Origin of the sequence: Planktothrix sp. PCC 11201, assembly GCF_900009135.1 — a bacterium.
Lineage (GTDB): Bacteria > Cyanobacteriota > Cyanobacteriia > Cyanobacteriales > Microcoleaceae > Planktothrix.
Genome location: NZ_LT797701.1, coordinates 870,471 through 887,285 on the forward strand (window position 1 = coordinate 870,471; position 16,815 = coordinate 887,285).

At 40.0% G+C, this 16,815-nt stretch carries 11 protein-coding genes; 4 read left to right on the top strand and 7 right to left on the bottom strand.

Features of this window, described 5'->3' with window-relative positions:
- Positions 1-74 precede the first annotated feature (74 nt).
- The 5 genes from PL11201_RS13980 to iscB form a co-directional block, all read right to left on the bottom strand.
- Positions 75-683 carry a hypothetical protein gene (locus PL11201_RS13980; protein WP_079679496.1) on the bottom strand — a complete coding sequence of 203 codons (609 nt, stop codon included), beginning with the start codon at positions 681-683 and terminating at the stop codon, positions 75-77.
- A 2-nt stretch (positions 684-685) separates the two neighbouring features.
- On the bottom strand, positions 686-1,774 hold the full coding sequence (ribD, locus tag PL11201_RS13985) for a bifunctional diaminohydroxyphosphoribosylaminopyrimidine deaminase/5-amino-6-(5-phosphoribosylamino)uracil reductase RibD (RefSeq protein ID WP_079679613.1): 1,089 nt from the start codon (positions 1,772-1,774) through the stop codon (positions 686-688).
- A 152-nt stretch (positions 1,775-1,926) separates the two neighbouring features.
- Positions 1,927-2,499, bottom strand: coding sequence for a hypothetical protein (locus PL11201_RS13990; RefSeq protein WP_079679614.1), 573 nt, complete (start codon positions 2,497-2,499; stop codon positions 1,927-1,929).
- A gap of 70 nt (positions 2,500-2,569) precedes the next feature.
- Positions 2,570-6,379 carry a PAS domain S-box protein gene (locus tag PL11201_RS13995; protein WP_079679498.1) on the bottom strand — a complete coding sequence of 1,270 codons (3,810 nt, stop codon included), beginning with the start codon at positions 6,377-6,379 and terminating at the stop codon, positions 2,570-2,572.
- Between the two features lie 72 nt (positions 6,380-6,451).
- Positions 6,452-7,729, bottom strand: coding sequence for an RNA-guided endonuclease IscB (iscB, locus tag PL11201_RS14000; protein WP_079679499.1), 1,278 nt, complete (start codon positions 7,727-7,729; stop codon positions 6,452-6,454).
- A gap of 1,057 nt (positions 7,730-8,786) precedes the next feature.
- On the opposite strand from iscB, the gene PL11201_RS14010 reads away from it, so the two are divergent.
- Genes PL11201_RS14010 through PL11201_RS14020 form a run of 3 tightly spaced genes read left to right on the top strand, consistent with a single transcriptional unit; the run spans position 8,787 to position 12,558 of the window.
- Entirely contained in the window at positions 8,787-10,001 is a 1,215-nt protein-coding gene (locus PL11201_RS14010; RefSeq protein WP_079679503.1) for a glycosyltransferase family 4 protein, read from the top strand.
- A 25-nt stretch (positions 10,002-10,026) separates the two neighbouring features.
- Positions 10,027-11,685: a hypothetical protein gene (locus tag PL11201_RS14015; RefSeq protein ID WP_144017755.1), complete on the top strand. Its 1,659-nt coding sequence runs from the start codon at positions 10,027-10,029 to the stop codon at positions 11,683-11,685.
- 54 nt (positions 11,686-11,739) lie between these two features.
- Positions 11,740-12,558, top strand: a complete 819-nt coding sequence (locus PL11201_RS14020) for an ion transporter (RefSeq protein ID WP_079679615.1) — start codon at positions 11,740-11,742, stop codon at positions 12,556-12,558.
- A 44-nt stretch (positions 12,559-12,602) separates the two neighbouring features.
- On the opposite strand, the gene PL11201_RS14025 is transcribed toward PL11201_RS14020, so the two are convergent.
- Positions 12,603-14,963: a glycoside hydrolase family 31 protein gene (locus tag PL11201_RS14025; RefSeq protein ID WP_079679506.1), complete on the bottom strand. Its 2,361-nt coding sequence runs from the start codon at positions 14,961-14,963 to the stop codon at positions 12,603-12,605.
- Between the two features lie 51 nt (positions 14,964-15,014).
- Positions 15,015-15,797: an SDR family oxidoreductase gene (locus PL11201_RS14030; RefSeq protein ID WP_079679518.1), complete on the bottom strand. Its 783-nt coding sequence runs from the start codon at positions 15,795-15,797 to the stop codon at positions 15,015-15,017.
- A gap of 334 nt (positions 15,798-16,131) precedes the next feature.
- On the opposite strand from PL11201_RS14030, the gene PL11201_RS14035 reads away from it, so the two are divergent.
- On the top strand, positions 16,132-16,812 hold the full coding sequence (locus PL11201_RS14035; protein WP_079679524.1) for a Uma2 family endonuclease: 681 nt from the start codon (positions 16,132-16,134) through the stop codon (positions 16,810-16,812).
- Positions 16,813-16,815: the final 3 nt, after the last annotated feature.

Below are 16,815 nucleotides of genomic sequence, written 5' to 3' on the forward strand. Positions count from 1 at the left end.
TACGGCATTAAAAAGGGGGAATTGGATCTCCTCCTAGAATATAGGGTTTAAATACACAACAGCTTACTTTTAGTTCAGTTTTGACGAGAAGATGGAGCCAGTTCGGGTTCGGGAGATGGCATCATTGTAGGAGAGTTTTGATAGGATTTATTAAAGCTCATGGCAACTAATGAAAATCCCAAATAAGCGGGTAAAATAATCGCAGTAATAAAAGCCAAAACCGTTAACCAAGACCCTAAATTATTCGATTTTCCATAGGTAGAACGATAGGGATCTTGCTTAATTTGATAGGGGTTTTCTTGAGTTTCTAATCCTCTTAAACGTTTAAATCTAACCCGTCGGTCATCTAATTTTTCCACTAAAATCCAACCTGTTACCGCTTCTTCCTGACATAACCGTTTAAAAACAGTGGGATTGCGAAATACATCTTGACTGGCGCGGACAATCTTGTATTCCCATTCCCTGACTAAAGGTTCAGGAGATTCGGCATTAGAATAGCCGTTAGATTGTACGGATTTTGCGCGCATTTTTTTGATATCTTCTGAGTCGTAGCGAGTCAATGTTTCTTCCTCCTCCTGTTCTAATTCTAAATTGATTTGGATGGAACAGAGCCAGTTAGCGAGTAAAACCGCATCAATCCCTAGACTACTGACCATCAGACTTAATAGGGCAATTTCGCTCATAATTAAGCTGGAGATAAATAACCTTCAATCCACAAATCACAACCCACAGAACCCCAAGTCATTCTTTCTAATAAAAGTGCCTCTGTCATTTGAGTAAAACCCAAATCTCCCACTGGAGAAGGCGCCCCACTGCCCCCGATAATTTTAGGGGCAATAAAGGCTAAAATTTTATGAATGCTGCCATCTTTGAGTGCATTGGTGGCTAGAGTTCCCCCACATTCCCACAACACTGATAAAAATTGACGTTCATAGAAATAAGTCATGACTTGGGCGGGTGTCAAGGGCGACAATTCCGCGACCTCTACCCCCTTATTCCGTAGAAAATGTTGGAAATCTGGATTAACACCCTCCTCTGTTATAACTAAAGTTTTCGCCTCTTGAGTGTCCCATAAATGGGCTTGTTTGGGTAAATCTAAGGTACGACTCATGACCACCCGCAAGGGGTTGGGTTCCCCGGCATCGTGGGTTGTAAGCAAGGGATTATCTCGTCGGACGGTATTTCCGCCAACAATTACCGCATCACAGGTGACTCGTAACTGATGAACTTTTTGTCGGGCTTCTGTTCCCGTCACCCAATAACTATGACCCGTTGTGGTGGCAATTTTTCCATCTAAGGTCATCGCATATTTCCAAATTCCTAGGGGTTGATGATGCAAAATTTGATGAGTAAATGCTTCATTTAACTGTTGACAATCGGCCGTTTCTATGCCAACAATTACCTCAATTCCCGCATCTTTTAAGCGTTGAATTCCTGTGCCGGAAACTAAGGGATTGGGGTCAACCATTCCCACTACCACTTTAGCTACTTTTGCTGCAATTAGAGCTTCTGTGCAGGGGGGAGTCCGACCAAAATGATTACAGGGTTCTAAATTAATATATACCGTTGCTCCCCTTGCTTGTTCTCCGGCATTTTTCAAGGCAAAAACTTCGGCGTGGGGTTGACCCGCCCCCGGATGAAACCCTTCTCCAATAATTTTTCCGTCCTGAACAATCACACAACCGACTAGGGGATTAGGTGCAGTTTTTCCTAATGCTTGACGGGCTAATTTCAAGCAATGCTGCATCATTTGTTGATCAAAATTTAAGGTCATAAAATAGGGAAAATAGGTAATGGGTAATGGGTAATGGGTAATGGGTAATAGGTAATGGGTAATAAACTGAGAACTGGTACGGGCGGGTTCTTTTAGATCTAGGTTAATCACCGCGCATCTCGATGAACCCGCCCCTACAACTGGTGACTGTTTTAACTGTCTTCAATTGATGGCAGTTGGGGTAGGGGTTGGGACTCGGGAAGTTGGGGAGTTGTAGGGGAATACTCGGGGTTTAGGGTTGTGAAGATTGACGTTCCAGACTGGGCTTGATTTTGGGCTTTGGTGAGTAAATCGACCGTATCCCCTAAAGCCATGGTTAAACTATTGCGAGTTTCCAGATGGGCAGCTTTTTCTGCTTCGAGGGCTTCAATGAGTTGATGAATTTGTTCCCGGGAGCGATCGCGTTCTAACATCACTTCAATTAATTTTGCCTTAACTTCATCCAAAGTTTTCAACGGGTCAATCTCTTGACGAACGGCGACCCGTACCTGTAACTCATTGGGTAGGGGAGACAGGCGTTGCCATCGTTCCAACTCCCCCCGCAATTCTCCCACTTGTTCTAAATACCGCCCGGCTTCTTGGCGTCGTTGTTGGGCTTCAGTATTGTAGCGTTGTCGCCATTGGTCGGAACTTTCGACCGCCGCGTTAAGATCCCGTTGGGTTTGTGCCAACTGTTGTTTTAAGCGTTTAATTTCATCAAGCCACTGCCGAACATCCTGGGTCATAGAACTGGGAAAAATAAAAAATCGGGCAATTATTGATTTTAGTATTTTATCTAAATCTTGGTAAAATCTGTTAGATCTGATGGAAATACTGTTCAATATAAACTTTTAGAGTTCCTAAATTGTGTTGAATTTTTGCCACCTGTTCTGAACAGAGTGTAATATTTTCCTGTTGTATGGCATTTTCGAGTTGTTCAGCCAATTGAGAAATAATCGTTGCCCCCACATTAGCACTAGAACCCTTGAAGCGATGGGCATATTGTTGTAGGATCGTGAAGTTTTTGGCTGTGAGCGCAGCTTGAATTTCAATAAAATCCTGTTCACTGCGTTCTATATAAACCTTTAATAGCTTTTGTTGAAACTCTTTTTTCCCTCCCGAAATTTTTTGTATTCGTTCTATATTTAAGGGAGAATTATTAGGGTTATCCCCTAATGTTTTTGGGGGGGCTAATTCGGAATCGACTGAAAGGTTGGTATTCTGATTTTTTTGATCAATAATATAAGTCCATTTCATTAAAACGGCTTCTAATTCTTCCGCTTCGACGGGTTTACTCAGATAATCGTCCATGCCAACGGCGAGACATTTTTCTCGATCAGTCGTTAAGGCATGGGCCGTGAGAGCGATAATAATAATATGGTGATCGGTTTCTTTTTGTCTGATTTGTTGAGTTGTGGCATAGCCGTCTAATTGTGGCATCTGACAATCCATAAACACGATATCATATTTTTTTTGGTTCAAAAGTTCTAGGGCCTCCAGACCATTATTCGCTAGATCGGCTTCATATCCTAAGAGGTTGAGTTGATTTAAAATCACCTCTTGATTAATCAGATGATCTTCTGCCAAAAGAATCCTTAATGGTGGATGAGATGGGGTTAAAATATTTTGATCATTGGAGATTTTGACTGAAGATTGTTGTTGGATATTTGATGCGTTCTGGATGGTCATAGCTTTTAAGATCGCATCAAATAAACGAGAAGCTCTTATGGGTTTAGTTAAATAACTATCTATTCCATGATCTAACATTTTTTCAATCAGATCTCGTTGATTTGTCCGGGTCATTAAGACTAACTTTGTTTGGGATAAATGGCGATCGGAGTTGATGATATCAGCTAGATTAGCTGAGTTAATAGTTAATAACGGTTGATCAAAAATTGCGATCGGGTAGGGTTCTCCTCGGGTTGCAGCTTGGCGCAATAAAGTTAAGGCCGATTCTCCATCTATGGCTTCATCTAACTGTATTCCCCAGGATTGAGTTAAATAACGAATTGATTGGCGAATGGTAATATTGTTATCAGCTACTAATAGCTTTAAATTTCTTAAACTGGCAGGAGCTACTCGATTTTGTTTGGCTTCTCCCAGTAAAAATTGAGCCGTAAACCAAAATGTTGATCCTTTACCTACTGTACTTTCAACCCCAATATCACCGCTCATTAAATGAACTAATTGTTTGGAAATGACTAACCCTAATCCCGTGCCGCCATATTGACGGGTTGTAGAAGCATCAAGTTGGGAAAAACACTGGAAAAGTTTATCCTTGTCTTCTGAAGAAATCCCAATCCCCGTATCGGAAATTTCAAATCGTAATCGGGTTGTATGGGAGGTACTAGATAGTTGATTCACCCGGACTACCACTTCTCCAGCAGAGGTAAATTTAATTCCATTTCCTAATAAGTTTAATAGAATTTGACGTAAACGACCCGGATCTCCGCGTAACTGACGGGGTACATTTGTATCAACAATAATAGCCAGTTCTAATCTTTTTTCTTCCGCCTGAGTTGCCACTAAATCGACAACGGTTTCTAAACAATGTTCTAAATCAAAATCCAAGGTTTCTAGTTTAACTTCTATGGCTTCTAATTTAGAGAAGTCGAGAATATCATTAATAATAGCTAATAAATGTTCGGCACTCACGCGAATCCCGCGCACAAAATCCTGTTGTTTAGGGGTTAGTTCGGTTTTTAATAATAATCCTGCCATGCCCAAAATGCCATTCATCGGTGTGCGGATTTCATGACTCATATTTGCCAGAAATTGGGACTTAATTCGGGCATTTTCTAAAGCGGCTTCCCGAGCTTCTACTAATTCATCAATTCGATCCGCCGCAATCACCACACCCCCAATTTGTTGATTGGGTTCATACCAAGGATGAATCGCCCAGCGAATAATACTTTTTTTGCCATTGATGTCATAAAACACATCTTCAGAATTAGAAATAATTTTCCCCTTTAATCCTTGTTTAAAGGCTTTTTTCCAACTATAGGGCATTTGAGGAAAAACTTTTCTATCAGATTGCTGAAGGGAAAGCAGTTGTTGTTTTAATCGGACTAAACCAAAATCGGAAAACCATTTATCACTATAGGCAATATAACACATTTCTCGGTTAAACATTGCCATGGCAACGGGGGCATGGGTAATAATTTGTCTGAGTTGTTGACTTTCTCTTTCAATAGCATCTTCTACTTGTTTACGTTCCGTAATATTTCGACCCGTGCCATACATTAATCCAGTCTGGGCAATTCTCACGCAATTCCAAGCAATCCACTTATAGGAATTATCTTGACAACGCAGTCGAGCTTCAAAGGAAAAAATGAGAGCTTCTTGGGTATTTTCTTCACTAATGGATTGTTCAACGGAACTTAAATTATCAGGATGAACCAGGGAGATAAAGGAGGTTTTTTGCAGTTGTTCAGGAGTAAAGCCAAGAATTTTTTCTACGGAGGGACTCACCCGTTTAAATCGGAGATCTCGATCTACAATAATTAGTATATCAACGGATAATTCAAAAAAGCGATCGCGTTCTAATTCTAATTGTTTACGAGTAGTAATATCTTCAATCACAGCAATTCCATAGCGTTTTTCTTCCCTGGGACAATAGGGAAATTCATCTAACCATGATCCTAAAGAAAGCGTCAAGTTAATCCAAACAATTGCTCCATTTTTATGAATATAGCGTTTCTCAATAGAATAGCTAGGAATTTCTTGATTAATTAATTTTTGAAATAAAAATAAATCTTTATTTTTATCATCGGGGTGGGTAAAATCCGACAACTTATATCTTAATAGTTGTTCGCGGGAATAACCGACAATCTCACAAAATTTTTGATTCACTTTTAACCATTGTTTGGAGAGAGAAACATGACCAATTCCAACAGCAGCTTGTTCAAAGGTATCTCTGAATAGACGTTCTTGGGCATGGGTTTGGGCAATTTGTAAAGCCAACTTTTGGTCTAATTTTTTCATTAAATACAGGGCTAAAATCGATCCTAAAATCCCCATCCCTGTCACCGCAAACATGGACAACCATGTCAGTTTAATTTGTTCATTTTGAATTTTTCGGCGTTGTTCGATAAGTTGTTCTTCTTCTTGAATAAATTGACTAATTTCTTGACGGTTTATCTGCATTTGTTTGCTATTTTGTAGCAGAACTTCGGATAAATTTGTAGAAGGTTTAGGGGATTGAATTGTATTTAAGTAAGTTTTTAAAAGTTGGTCAGATTGATTTAGGGTGGTTTCGAGGGTTGTCAGTTTCTGAATCCGGTTAGGATGATTAATGGCTAAATGTTTAACTTGATTGAGGGAAATATATAAATTTTTAGTGGCTTTTTCGTAGGTATTTAAATGATTGGTTTGACGGGTTAACGCATAATCTTTCACCGCAATTTCTGCGGTCAAAATCTGTGTCATTAATTCCTGAGCCTGATTGCGAATCAGATAGCTATCGCGGGCTTGGTTTCTAGCTTCTTCGGCTTGGTATTGAAAAATCGCTGCGATCGCCAGACCAATGATTAAACTAGATATGGGAATTCCAGTAATCAGACTGGCTCGATGACGTTGAATAAACCTTAGCCACTCTGGTAAGGAATTTGTGAAATCCGTATTCATCTTTCTTCCCCCTTGGAGACTCCCACTGAACCTGTAATCAGGTCAGTGGTGAGAGGAAAAGGGGGTAGAGATTTATGTTGCATACAAATAACCATCTTTTCTGTGAATAAGTGAACAATATTTGTGACTAATACCTTGTACAAGTGTTTCCTTCAAGGAAATATTGAAACTCCCCGTTGTCCGAACAGCAACTCGCCCAATATAAGTTCCAATTTTCTTGCCCGAGGTAACAATTGCTCTAACAATATCGCCTGTTTGAAAACCTTTAACAAATTTCAGCCTGGGAACATATCGAGATGGAAACCCAAACTTGTCAGTCCGGCACATTTGACGAGTGCCATGTCCTGTTGCTTTAATTAACAAAGGTTTACGGGTTAGAACTTCCAAAGATTCAACCTGCCCAACACAAGCCGCATCTAACCAGTGGGTTTTAGGAAGATTTAAGCGGGTTCGATTAAACTTAGTTAAACCACCACTGCCAGTGGAAACAGGTAAACCAGTTTCTTTGAGTCGATTAAACAATGTCCATCGCGTTGAATTAACTGCTGTAGCATCTTGGAGTGGACGTTTAGCTTGAGAAAGAATCCGCTTCAAAACATCAGGTTTTTTAGCTAGAAATTGCTCAATATTTTTAGTCCCTTTCTTGATATTACACTTTTCACAAGCTAAACATAAATTGCTGACTCGGTTGGAACCTCCTTTGGCTTTAGGATGAATATGTTCTACCTGAAGGCAAACATTTTCAATCCCACAATAAGCACATTTTCTCTCCCATTTATTCAGTAGATATTCCCGAACTTCATACCCAGCTAATTCCCCTTGTTGATATTCAACGCCTGAGATTTCAGGATTTTCAAGTTGTTGTAAGTCAAATCTTACTAACTCCTGATCAATACCTTTAATTGGTGCAAACTTCATCAGTTTCTTAACCCAAGTCCAGGTCGTTTCTACTCGATGTTGAAGACTAGGAGCTAACCATCCTTTATGTCGGGTGCGATTTAAAAACCTGGCCTGACGATAACGAGTATGACGATTCTTCCGAGAGCGACGTAGTGAGCGACGGGATTCCAAACTAGCTTTTATCCCTTGACCCCGATGGGTTAATTCCGCACCCCAGAGCAATTTATTACCTTGTACCAAGGCGATACCAGTAGTTTTAGAACCTGGATCTAATTTGATTTGAATAGGTTCAGGATTAGGATTTTCAACAGTTTTAGTAATAATAATTGTGAAAGGATACTTCCTGTAAACCAATGCTCTACCTTGATTTAAAAGTTTCCTGGCTACCGATGGGTGGCAAGGACTTAAAGGTTGTTTGCTGGCATCAATAGCTAGAACATAATTTGACATTTCTATCACTCCTATTGCTAGGGTAAAGTTAGCTTCGCCAAGGTTTTAAGAGCTTTTTAATCCAGTAACACTTCCTTAACCCGATAAAGATGTTTAATCACTAGAGACAGAGCCGGGGACTAGCTTCGCATCCACAGGGTGTCATGACTCAAAAAACGTAGTCAGTTAAGACTTAGGCTGGTAAACTATCGACTTCTTTAAAAGCCTCCACTGTACTTGTACTCAAGTCAGTGGGGGTTGTTTACATCTCCACCTTAGAGCAACCCGTGAACCCAAAACACCGATATCTGAAGGTTTTAAGCCATCAATCCACCCCCAACAACCTCTACAAAAACACCGATCTGAAGCGAGATCGGTGCATTGGGGGTGTTATGGGTGTTATCTACCCCGCACCATAACAGATCGGGATTCCGCTTTGAGTGTACCCTTGTGCTAGTTCTCAAATTGTCACAAGAATCAAACTCTCTAACATTTTGATTAATCCGGTTAATATGCAATAAAAATTCTAACCAATAATTAAAAAATTTGCCGAATGTTGCCATAATAATAGATAAAATCGGCTCGGTATTGCCAGCATTTGATGAGAACATAAATTCATCTAGCGGTTAACTCCTGAATGGGTTGTCAAGCTGAATTAAAGTAGTATAATCATAGTATATTTTGAAAAAAATTGATCCGCAATAGTCCAAGTCCTGCTTTTCAGGTAATTGGGTTATCTATTGTTTAATTCTGGTTTAACCCCGTCAGCACCCCGCACTGAAGTGACGGGGCTTCGTGCCTCTAACTTCAGTTAGTTGACCAGCCTAAGTCTTAACTGACTACGTTTTTTGAGTCAAGACACCCTGTTGGATGCGAAGCTAGTTCCTGGCTCTGTCGTTAGTAGTTAAACAGTTTTACGAGGGGTAAGACAGTGCTACTAGCCTAACAAGCTCTTAAAACCTTGGCGAAGCTAACTTTACCCTAGAAATAGGAGTTAGGAGGGCAACCATACCCTCCTCCCTGAAAGGGGAAATATAAAGCCGTCCTATCAAGGACGGGGTTTCTACCCATTTTTCTGATGAATATTGTAATCATCTCCTCTACGTTTCCCTATCCACCCAGTCGAGGCGGAACGGAGATTAGAACCTTTAACTTGCTCAAATATCTTCATTCTCGCCATCATGTTACTCTAATCACCCAAAGACATTCGGGGGTTAGTGATCAGGATGTAGAGGAATTGCGTCAGTGGGTGAGTCAACTGGTGGTTTTTCCCCTCCCTCCCGAACCTCCGACTGGGGCCGTTGCTAAGGTGGGTCGCTTTATTAATTCCCTCGTCCAAAGTACCCCTCCCAATGTCCTTTATCGATATTCCCAAGAAATGCAAACTTGGATCGATCAAGCCGTTGAACAGGGCAAAGTTGATGTAATTACTTGCGAACATAGTGTTAATGAAATTTATATTCGACCGTCCTATTTAAAGCAGGTTCATACCGTTGTTAATATTCATAGTTCTGTAGTAGGTTGGACTCGTAATCATTTAGAAATGGGGGCTTCTCCCCATCCCCAACGCGATCAGATTTATTTACAATTACTCTTAGAACGCTATGAAAAACGTTATGCGGCTAAATTTCATGATTTAGTCGTTACCACCGCAGATGATGAAAAACAATTCCGTCAATTTCAACCCCAGGGAGAAATTCATGTAGTTGCGAATGGGGTGGATTTAGAATTATTTCCCATGCGATCTTTTGATCCGAATAATCATAACTTAGTATTTGTGGGGGCAATGGACGCCTCCCATAATATCGACGCCGCCCGATTTTTCACCCTAGAGGTCTTACCCATCCTGCAAAATTCCTATCCCGATACCACCTTTACCATCATCGGAGCGCGACCCGTACCGGAGGTTCTACAATTAGCGAACTATCCAGGTGTGATCGTCACCGGAGGAGTTCCCCAGGTCGTCGATTATTTACATCAGGGGACGGTCTGTGTCACCCCCCTGCGCAGTGGCTACGGAATCAAAAATAAAACCCTCGAAGCCATGGCCGCCGGGGTGCCGGTGGTGGCCAGCGATCGCGGTTTAGAAGGATTAGCCGTTGATGGGCCGAATGACCCCCATCGGGCTCTGCGGGCAAATACCGTGGCAGAATATGTAGAAACCATTAGCCGACTGTTTGAACATCCCCATCTGAGGGAACAATTGTCGCAAAATGGGAGATTATTAATTGAAACTGAATATACTTGGGAACGAGCCGGTGAGCTTTATGAACAAGTTTTGCTGCGTCGTTAGCCTAATCCCATCCTAATCTGAATCCATGATGAATCCTTTAGGGACAGGTCATCAACCCTCTCCTCGAAAAAAGAGTCAGCCCCGAAAACCTCAGCCTCAAACGGCTAAAACCCCCGCCAAATCAGGCCAACAGCGTCGTCAAGCTCGACGTTCCCAAACGGCTGTTTTACCTGCGGGCAAAAAAACCGCCCCCCAACCTGCGAAATCTAAACCGTCTCAGCCTCTTAGCCGATTTTGGAAAAAATGGATCGCCGATGGGGTTGCCTTTACTTTACTATTCGGAGGAACCACCTTAATTGGTGGCTGTGCCTGGTTTAGTTATCAATTAATTGTGAATCCTGATATTGGAGTTTGGTTAAATCAATTGTTACCCAGTTGGACACAAATTCCTCTACAACGCCGAGACTCGATTGTTACCTTAGATGAAATTAATCAGGCTCTCAAAACTGAAGGATTTATGGTGGGAAAATCCCTAACTTTACCGACGGTTGATTCTATTTCAAAAACAGCGAATGAGCAAAAATCCACAGTCCCATTTAACTCTTTATTAGTCAATTCAAATGCTGCGGTTCAACAGTCAAATGATTTATTAATTCCTATTTTAAAAACCCGTGACTCTAGCGTTGCCCATCGCTGCGAAGGGACTTGTCAAGAAATTGTGCAGGTGCGGGTTTATGAAGCCGTTCAAACCCCCTATCAACGCCAGGGTAGCACTCAGTATTATCGGTTAATGCAGCAACTCGATACCCAGGGGCCAGCCGAATCCTTTGTGATTGCTTCCCTAATTGGAACCGAATCTAATCAACAGGGTTCTAATAAGCCCTCACCCCTAACTCGACTCACACAATTTAAAGGAAAAGTTCCTCACGGGGGGGTCTGGTTTAATCTGAATAGTGAGCGAGTCGTGGGAGATAAAACCGTTCCCTATGGACAGATTCTTCATTATAATCCGAGTCGCCATTATTTAAGTATGATGTTGGAATGGAAAAGTGCCGCCGGACAACAACCCATCTGGCAGGAAGTGACCGGAGGCAAAGATCCAGAATTATTAATTGAACAAACAATTGGTTTAGAACCTCAGTTTAGTATTTATCAAGTCCAACCTTTGCAATTTATTCCTAACCCGATTCAATTGACCGCTATTTCTTTAGATGAAACCTTTTTAGATGATTATAATTATCGACAGGCTTTAAGATTAGCTCGTAGTGGGTTATGGTCGCCAGCATTGAATTTAATTAAACCGTTGAAAAAAAATATAGTCTCGGGAAATAGTCCTAATTTGAAATGGTCAACGGCTGTTCAAGCTCAGTTAGATTTAATTGAATTTCATGCTAAAATTACTAAGGCTCAAGCGGTTGCAGCCTGGGCAAGTCCGAGTCAACAAGTATTAGCCAGTTTGATTGATGGACGCTGGACTGAAGCCTTAGAAACCTTAAAAAATAGTCCAGGAAATCAACAGGAAATTGCTAATTTATTAAGATCAAATAGCGGACGGATTAAAAATCGTCTGAACGCAGCGTTATTAGAAAATCCTGAACAATTGGAATTAAAAACCTGGGGAACTTTAATGATTGCGGCGGAAAATGGGAGAAATCGAGCGATTAATTGGTTAGATGAACAACCCAAAACAGAGCAGAAAGACCGCCAAGAAATCCTAGAGTTATTATTAAAATCTATAGAATAAATTCTCTCTCCTCGGGTCATGTCTTTTAACTTATTTTATAACCTATCTAAATTTATGGGAGAGCCAATTTCATCCCCATCTCAAGTCGGTTTTTGGGAAACCCAACGAAAGAAAATAGCGTTTTATTTAGAAGATATTAACACCCCCATCGGGAAAATGGTTAATTTAAGTTTAACCGGATTAATTTTAATTTCCTTAACAAGTTTTATCGCCCAAACCTATCCTCTTTCTGATTTAGTTCATTCTCGGTTAGAATTGCTAGATTTTGTAATTTTAATTTGTTTTACAATTGAGTATTTAATTCGATTTTGGGCGGCTGATAATAAAAAAGAATTTATATTCAATCCTTTATCAATTATTGATTTATTTATTATTCTACAAGGTTATTTAAGATTTTTAAATATTAGTTATTTGAGGATTTTTCGTTGGTTTAGAATCCTACGATTAATTAGATTTATTGATGTTAAAATCTCAATTTTCAGGATTAAAAGCGAAGATGGAGTCATTTTAGCTCGAATTATTTTTACCCTATTAACTATTATTTTTATCTTTTCTGGCTTAATTTATCAAGTCGAACATCCCGTTAACCCAGAGGTTTTTAAAACCTTTTTAGACGCGGTTTATTTTTCCGTCGTTACCATGACCACCGTAGGGTTTGGGGATGTCACCCCGATATCAGATATGGGAAGATTTTTAACCATTTTAATGATATTAACTGGAATTGCTTTAATTCCTTGGCAATTAGGAGATTTAATTAAACAATTACTCAAAACAACTAATCAAATAGAAACTATTTGTTCCGGGTGTGGGTGGTCAATTCATGACAAAGATGCCCACTTCTGTAAACGCTGTGGAACCCAATTAAACCCTTAATTTATATTACCCCCGTTGTTGCGCTTCAGCGCATCTTCTAAGGACTAAAACCCAACAACGGGTTCATAACCAAACCTGAATATTTTCCCCCGACCATTATCTTGAAAACGCTGTTCTCCGACTCCCACAACATCAATAATAATCTCACGATCAGGAGGAATCCATTCTCCTTGACGGGGTTCAATTTCAATAATTAACTCCTGATTTTCTGGATATACTCGATATTTGATTGTTGAATAAACTCCCTGAATATATTCAAAAGAATCACCATCATCTTCATATAAAATTCCCTCTCCTGTCCCTGGAAAAACCTTAAAGGTCAAACAATCAATCGGTTTTTCATCCACATATTGCATCACTGGTTGTAAGGGAATAATTGACCCGGCTTTCACATAAAGGGGCATCCGTTCTAAAGGAGCCTCTGCTAAAATATATTGTGATCCAGCATAGGGTTTTCCCGTCCACCAATCATACCAAATTCCTGTGGGTAAATACACCGCCCGAGACTCAATTCCTGGGCGATAAATGGGAGCCGCTAAAATTGCCGAACCTAATAAAACTTGATCGGATAAAGTATAGGTTTTGCTATCATTTGGATAGTGATAAAATAGGGGACGAATAATTGGCGCACCCGTTTGTGTCGCTTCCCAAAATAAGGTATAAAGATAGGGTAAAAGACGATAGCGTAATTCTAAATACTCCCGACAAATGCGTTCAACCCGTTCTCCAAATGCCCAGGGTTCATGTTGGGAAGTTGACAAAGCAGAATGACCTCGCATCAAGGGATATAAGATTCCCAATTGCATCCAACGGGCGAATAATTCCGGTGTAGCATTGCCCCCAAAACCCCCAATATCAGAACCTACAAATCCTACCCCAGATAACCCCATATTACATAACATCGGTAGAGACATTTCTAAATGTTCCCAAATCGAATGGTTATCCCCCATCCACACCGATGACCAGCGTTGAATCCCCGCATATCCTGACCGAGTTAAGACAAAAGATCGCTGTTTCGGTCGCAATTTTAACAACCCTTGGGCACTAGATTTTGCCATCATTAACCCATATAAATTATGGGCTTCCGCGTGGGTTGTTTGTTCTTCTATTGGCCCCTGTAAACTCTCTAAAGGAAAGGTAATTTTAGTTCCCTTATCCCCCAAGGGACGGTCATCAATAGCGGGTTCATTCATATCATTCCAAATGCCCGCCACGCCCATATCCATTAGGGTTTGATGGCATTTTCCCCACCATTGTTGCACCTGGGGATTTAAAAAATCGGGAAACACCGCTTTATCCGGCCAAACATAACCATGAAACAGTTCTCCGTTAGGTTTTCTAATAAAATAATTCTGTTTTAATCCTTGATCAAAAATAGTATAATTGGCTTCGGGTTCATATTTAACTCCTGGGTCAATAATTGTCACGGTTTTAAAGCCATTTTTAGATAGATTTTGAATCAAATTCTCTGGATTTGGAAACCGTTTTTCACTCCAGGTAAAAACTCGATATCCCTGCATATAATCAATATCTAAATGAATTACATCACAGGGAAGTTTGCGGGTTCTAAATTGTTTTGTTAGTTCTTGAACAACGGTTTCTGATTCATAACTCCAGCGACATTGATGATAGCCTAATGCCCAACGGGGAGGTAAGGGCATTCGTCCGGTTAGTTGGGTATAGGTATTTAGAATTTGCTCCGGTTTAGGGCCATAAATAATATAATAATCTAATTCTGGGGCGTGGGTTTCCATCTGCAAAATCCCAGGTTTTTTCACTCCAATATCGAAGCGACTCCAGTGGGTACTATTTAAAAAAATGCCATAACTTAATTCCGGTCGTAAGGATATAAAGACAGGAATGGCTTGATACATGGCATCAGTTAAGGCATCATACTTGCGACAATTCTCCGTCCAATTGGTTTTGATTTCTCCCGTTTTATCTAAAAATCCCGTGCGTTCTCCAAAGCCATAAAAATGTTCTTCCGGTTCAATTTTTTTCTCAACTGCTGTTAACCCTGGTTGCCATCTAAACCCTAATTCTGCATCGGTGGCAAAGGGTTGATTTTGTAGATCATAACATTGAATTCGGCAAGGGTGATGTTGCACGGATATTCTGATTTTTTCAGTAATAATTTCTGTGGTTTCTTCGGTTTGTTGGGTTTTAAAGCGAGTGGGTTGCCATTCACTATCATCTAAGTTAACCGCCCAAGATCGACGGGGAAGAAAATTACCAGAAGTAGAATAGCGAATTCTAATTAAATTATCAGCTAATATACTAATTTTAACATGGACATTGCCGCAGTTAAAGAGAAGATGGCGATCGCCTATTTCTACACTTTGCACCGCTTCAATTGTTGACAAATTAGGGTGTAAAGATTGTAATTGTCCGAAATATTGGGGCATATAAATAGGATTTTTATTTTAACTCTATATTATCATATCCAATCCAACTATTTATCCTTGTAATAAAGATTGTCCGCCATCGATCCAAACTTCTGTTCCAGTAATATGACTCGAAGCATCAGAAACTAAAAATAACACCAGTTGTGCAACTTGTTCAGAGGTTCCGGGTTGACCCTGGGTTAAGGGAATCTTACCTTCAGGAAATTCAACGAGTTCTTGAGTTTTTTCTAAGTATTGTCGTTCAGTATTCTGATCAATTTCGGTAGTAATTGCCCCCGGACAAATGACATTCACTCTAATTTTATATCTGGCTAATTCTAGGGCGGTCATTTTAGCAAAAGTCACCTGGGCAGCTTTGGTACAAGCGTAGGCTGTGGCTCCAGTATTACTAAACATTCGAGTTCCATTTACAGAAGAATTAATTACCACACTTCCCCCTTGTTTCTTCAGATAGGGTAAGGCATATTTTAAGGTGTAAAAAGTTCCATCTAAATTAATAGAAATGGTCGCTTTCCATTCCTCGGGGGAAAGTTCCTCTAAAGGAGCCCACACTCCATTAATACCCGCATTAGCAAAAACAATATCAATTTTTCCCCAAGTTTCTGCTATTTTATCCATGGACTGTTGCACCTGTTCGGGGTAGGAAATATCCGCAGTAGTCATCATCGCTTCTCCACCGGCTTGTTTAATCTGATCAATCGTTTTTTGACCTTTTTCGGGTGTTCGATCAAGGGTGGCTATTTTTGCCCCTTCTTTTGCTAATAAAAACGCAGTTTCTTTCCCAATTCCCGAACCCGCTCCCGTAATTACGGCAACTTTATCTTTGAGTAACATTAACCGACTCCTATTTAATTTTATGACTATCTTAATGTTTGTAATCTTTTTGATTTTTTACGTCTATCCCAAGAAAGATTTTTGTTTTTTTATGACAGTTTTTAGTTTAGTGAAGGATGGGGGATTTTTGCATAAACCACAAAGGCACAAAGACACGAAAAAAGATGGGTAAGTTCAGCTTTAAGGTAGAATGAATGGAGTTTAAAAGAATGGGTTTATTATTTTTTATGATTTTCCTGAAATTGAAAATAATGTGCTATAATTAACAGCAACGTTGTTCTTGTTTCTCCCGTCATCTTGATCTGATTTCTGAATTTTTTACATTTTTCATGCTATGATGAGTTTATCTTCGGTTACAGTATTGCTCAATTCTACAAGTTCAAAATGGCAGACTGCAACCTGGGATGATTATTTAGCCTATCGAGATCATCCCAGTTTAGAGCGAGTTAAGTTATTTTATCAAGAAGGTTATTTATTAATTGAAATGGGTGCAGAAGGAATTAATCACGCTAGTATTAGCGATTTATTTACCATGGTTTTTGCATTTTGGTTTACTCGTTTTCCCGTTGTTAGTTTTAGTTCATTAGGTCGCTGTCAACTGGAAAAAGCAAACCATTGTGCTTTAGCACCGGATCAGGTTTTATATATTGGTGAAAATTCACCCCGTTGGCAACAGGGAGAACCTCGTCGGGTTGACTTAAATCGTTGGCGGGTTCCTGATTTAGTGGGGGAAGTTTCTGATACAACATTAGCCACTGATTTAGATGAAAAAAAACAACTTTATGCAGCATTAGGGATTTCTGAATATTGGGTAACAGATGTTAAAGGAAAACAGGTGATTGCCTTTCGTTTACAAGAAAATGGCAAATATGAACAGATAGAATATTCTATAGCTCTTGCGGGTTTACCGATTATACTTTTAGAGCAAACTTTAGAACAATTAACCCAAGTAGAGAATGGTTTGGCGGCTCTCTGGTTTAATCAACAAATTGCTAATATTAATATTAAGGAATAGATA

Coding starts and splice junctions, on each gene's coding strand:
- PL11201_RS13980 (WP_079679496.1), bottom strand. CDS start 683: ATGAGCGAAATTGCCCTATTAAGTCTGATGGTCAGTAGTCTAGGGATT.
- ribD (WP_079679613.1), bottom strand. CDS start 1,774: ATGACCTTAAATTTTGATCAACAAATGATGCAGCATTGCTTGAAATTA.
- PL11201_RS13990 (WP_079679614.1), bottom strand. CDS start 2,499: ATGACCCAGGATGTTCGGCAGTGGCTTGATGAAATTAAACGCTTAAAA.
- PL11201_RS13995 (WP_079679498.1), bottom strand. CDS start 6,379: ATGAATACGGATTTCACAAATTCCTTACCAGAGTGGCTAAGGTTTATT.
- iscB (WP_079679499.1), bottom strand. CDS start 7,729: ATGTCAAATTATGTTCTAGCTATTGATGCCAGCAAACAACCTTTAAGT.
- PL11201_RS14010 (WP_079679503.1), top strand. CDS start 8,787: ATGAATATTGTAATCATCTCCTCTACGTTTCCCTATCCACCCAGTCGA.
- PL11201_RS14015 (WP_144017755.1), top strand. CDS start 10,027: ATGATGAATCCTTTAGGGACAGGTCATCAACCCTCTCCTCGAAAAAAG.
- PL11201_RS14020 (WP_079679615.1), top strand. CDS start 11,740: ATGGGAGAGCCAATTTCATCCCCATCTCAAGTCGGTTTTTGGGAAACC.
- PL11201_RS14025 (WP_079679506.1), bottom strand. CDS start 14,963: ATGCCCCAATATTTCGGACAATTACAATCTTTACACCCTAATTTGTCA.
- PL11201_RS14030 (WP_079679518.1), bottom strand. CDS start 15,797: ATGTTACTCAAAGATAAAGTTGCCGTAATTACGGGAGCGGGTTCGGGA.
- PL11201_RS14035 (WP_079679524.1), top strand. CDS start 16,132: ATGATGAGTTTATCTTCGGTTACAGTATTGCTCAATTCTACAAGTTCA.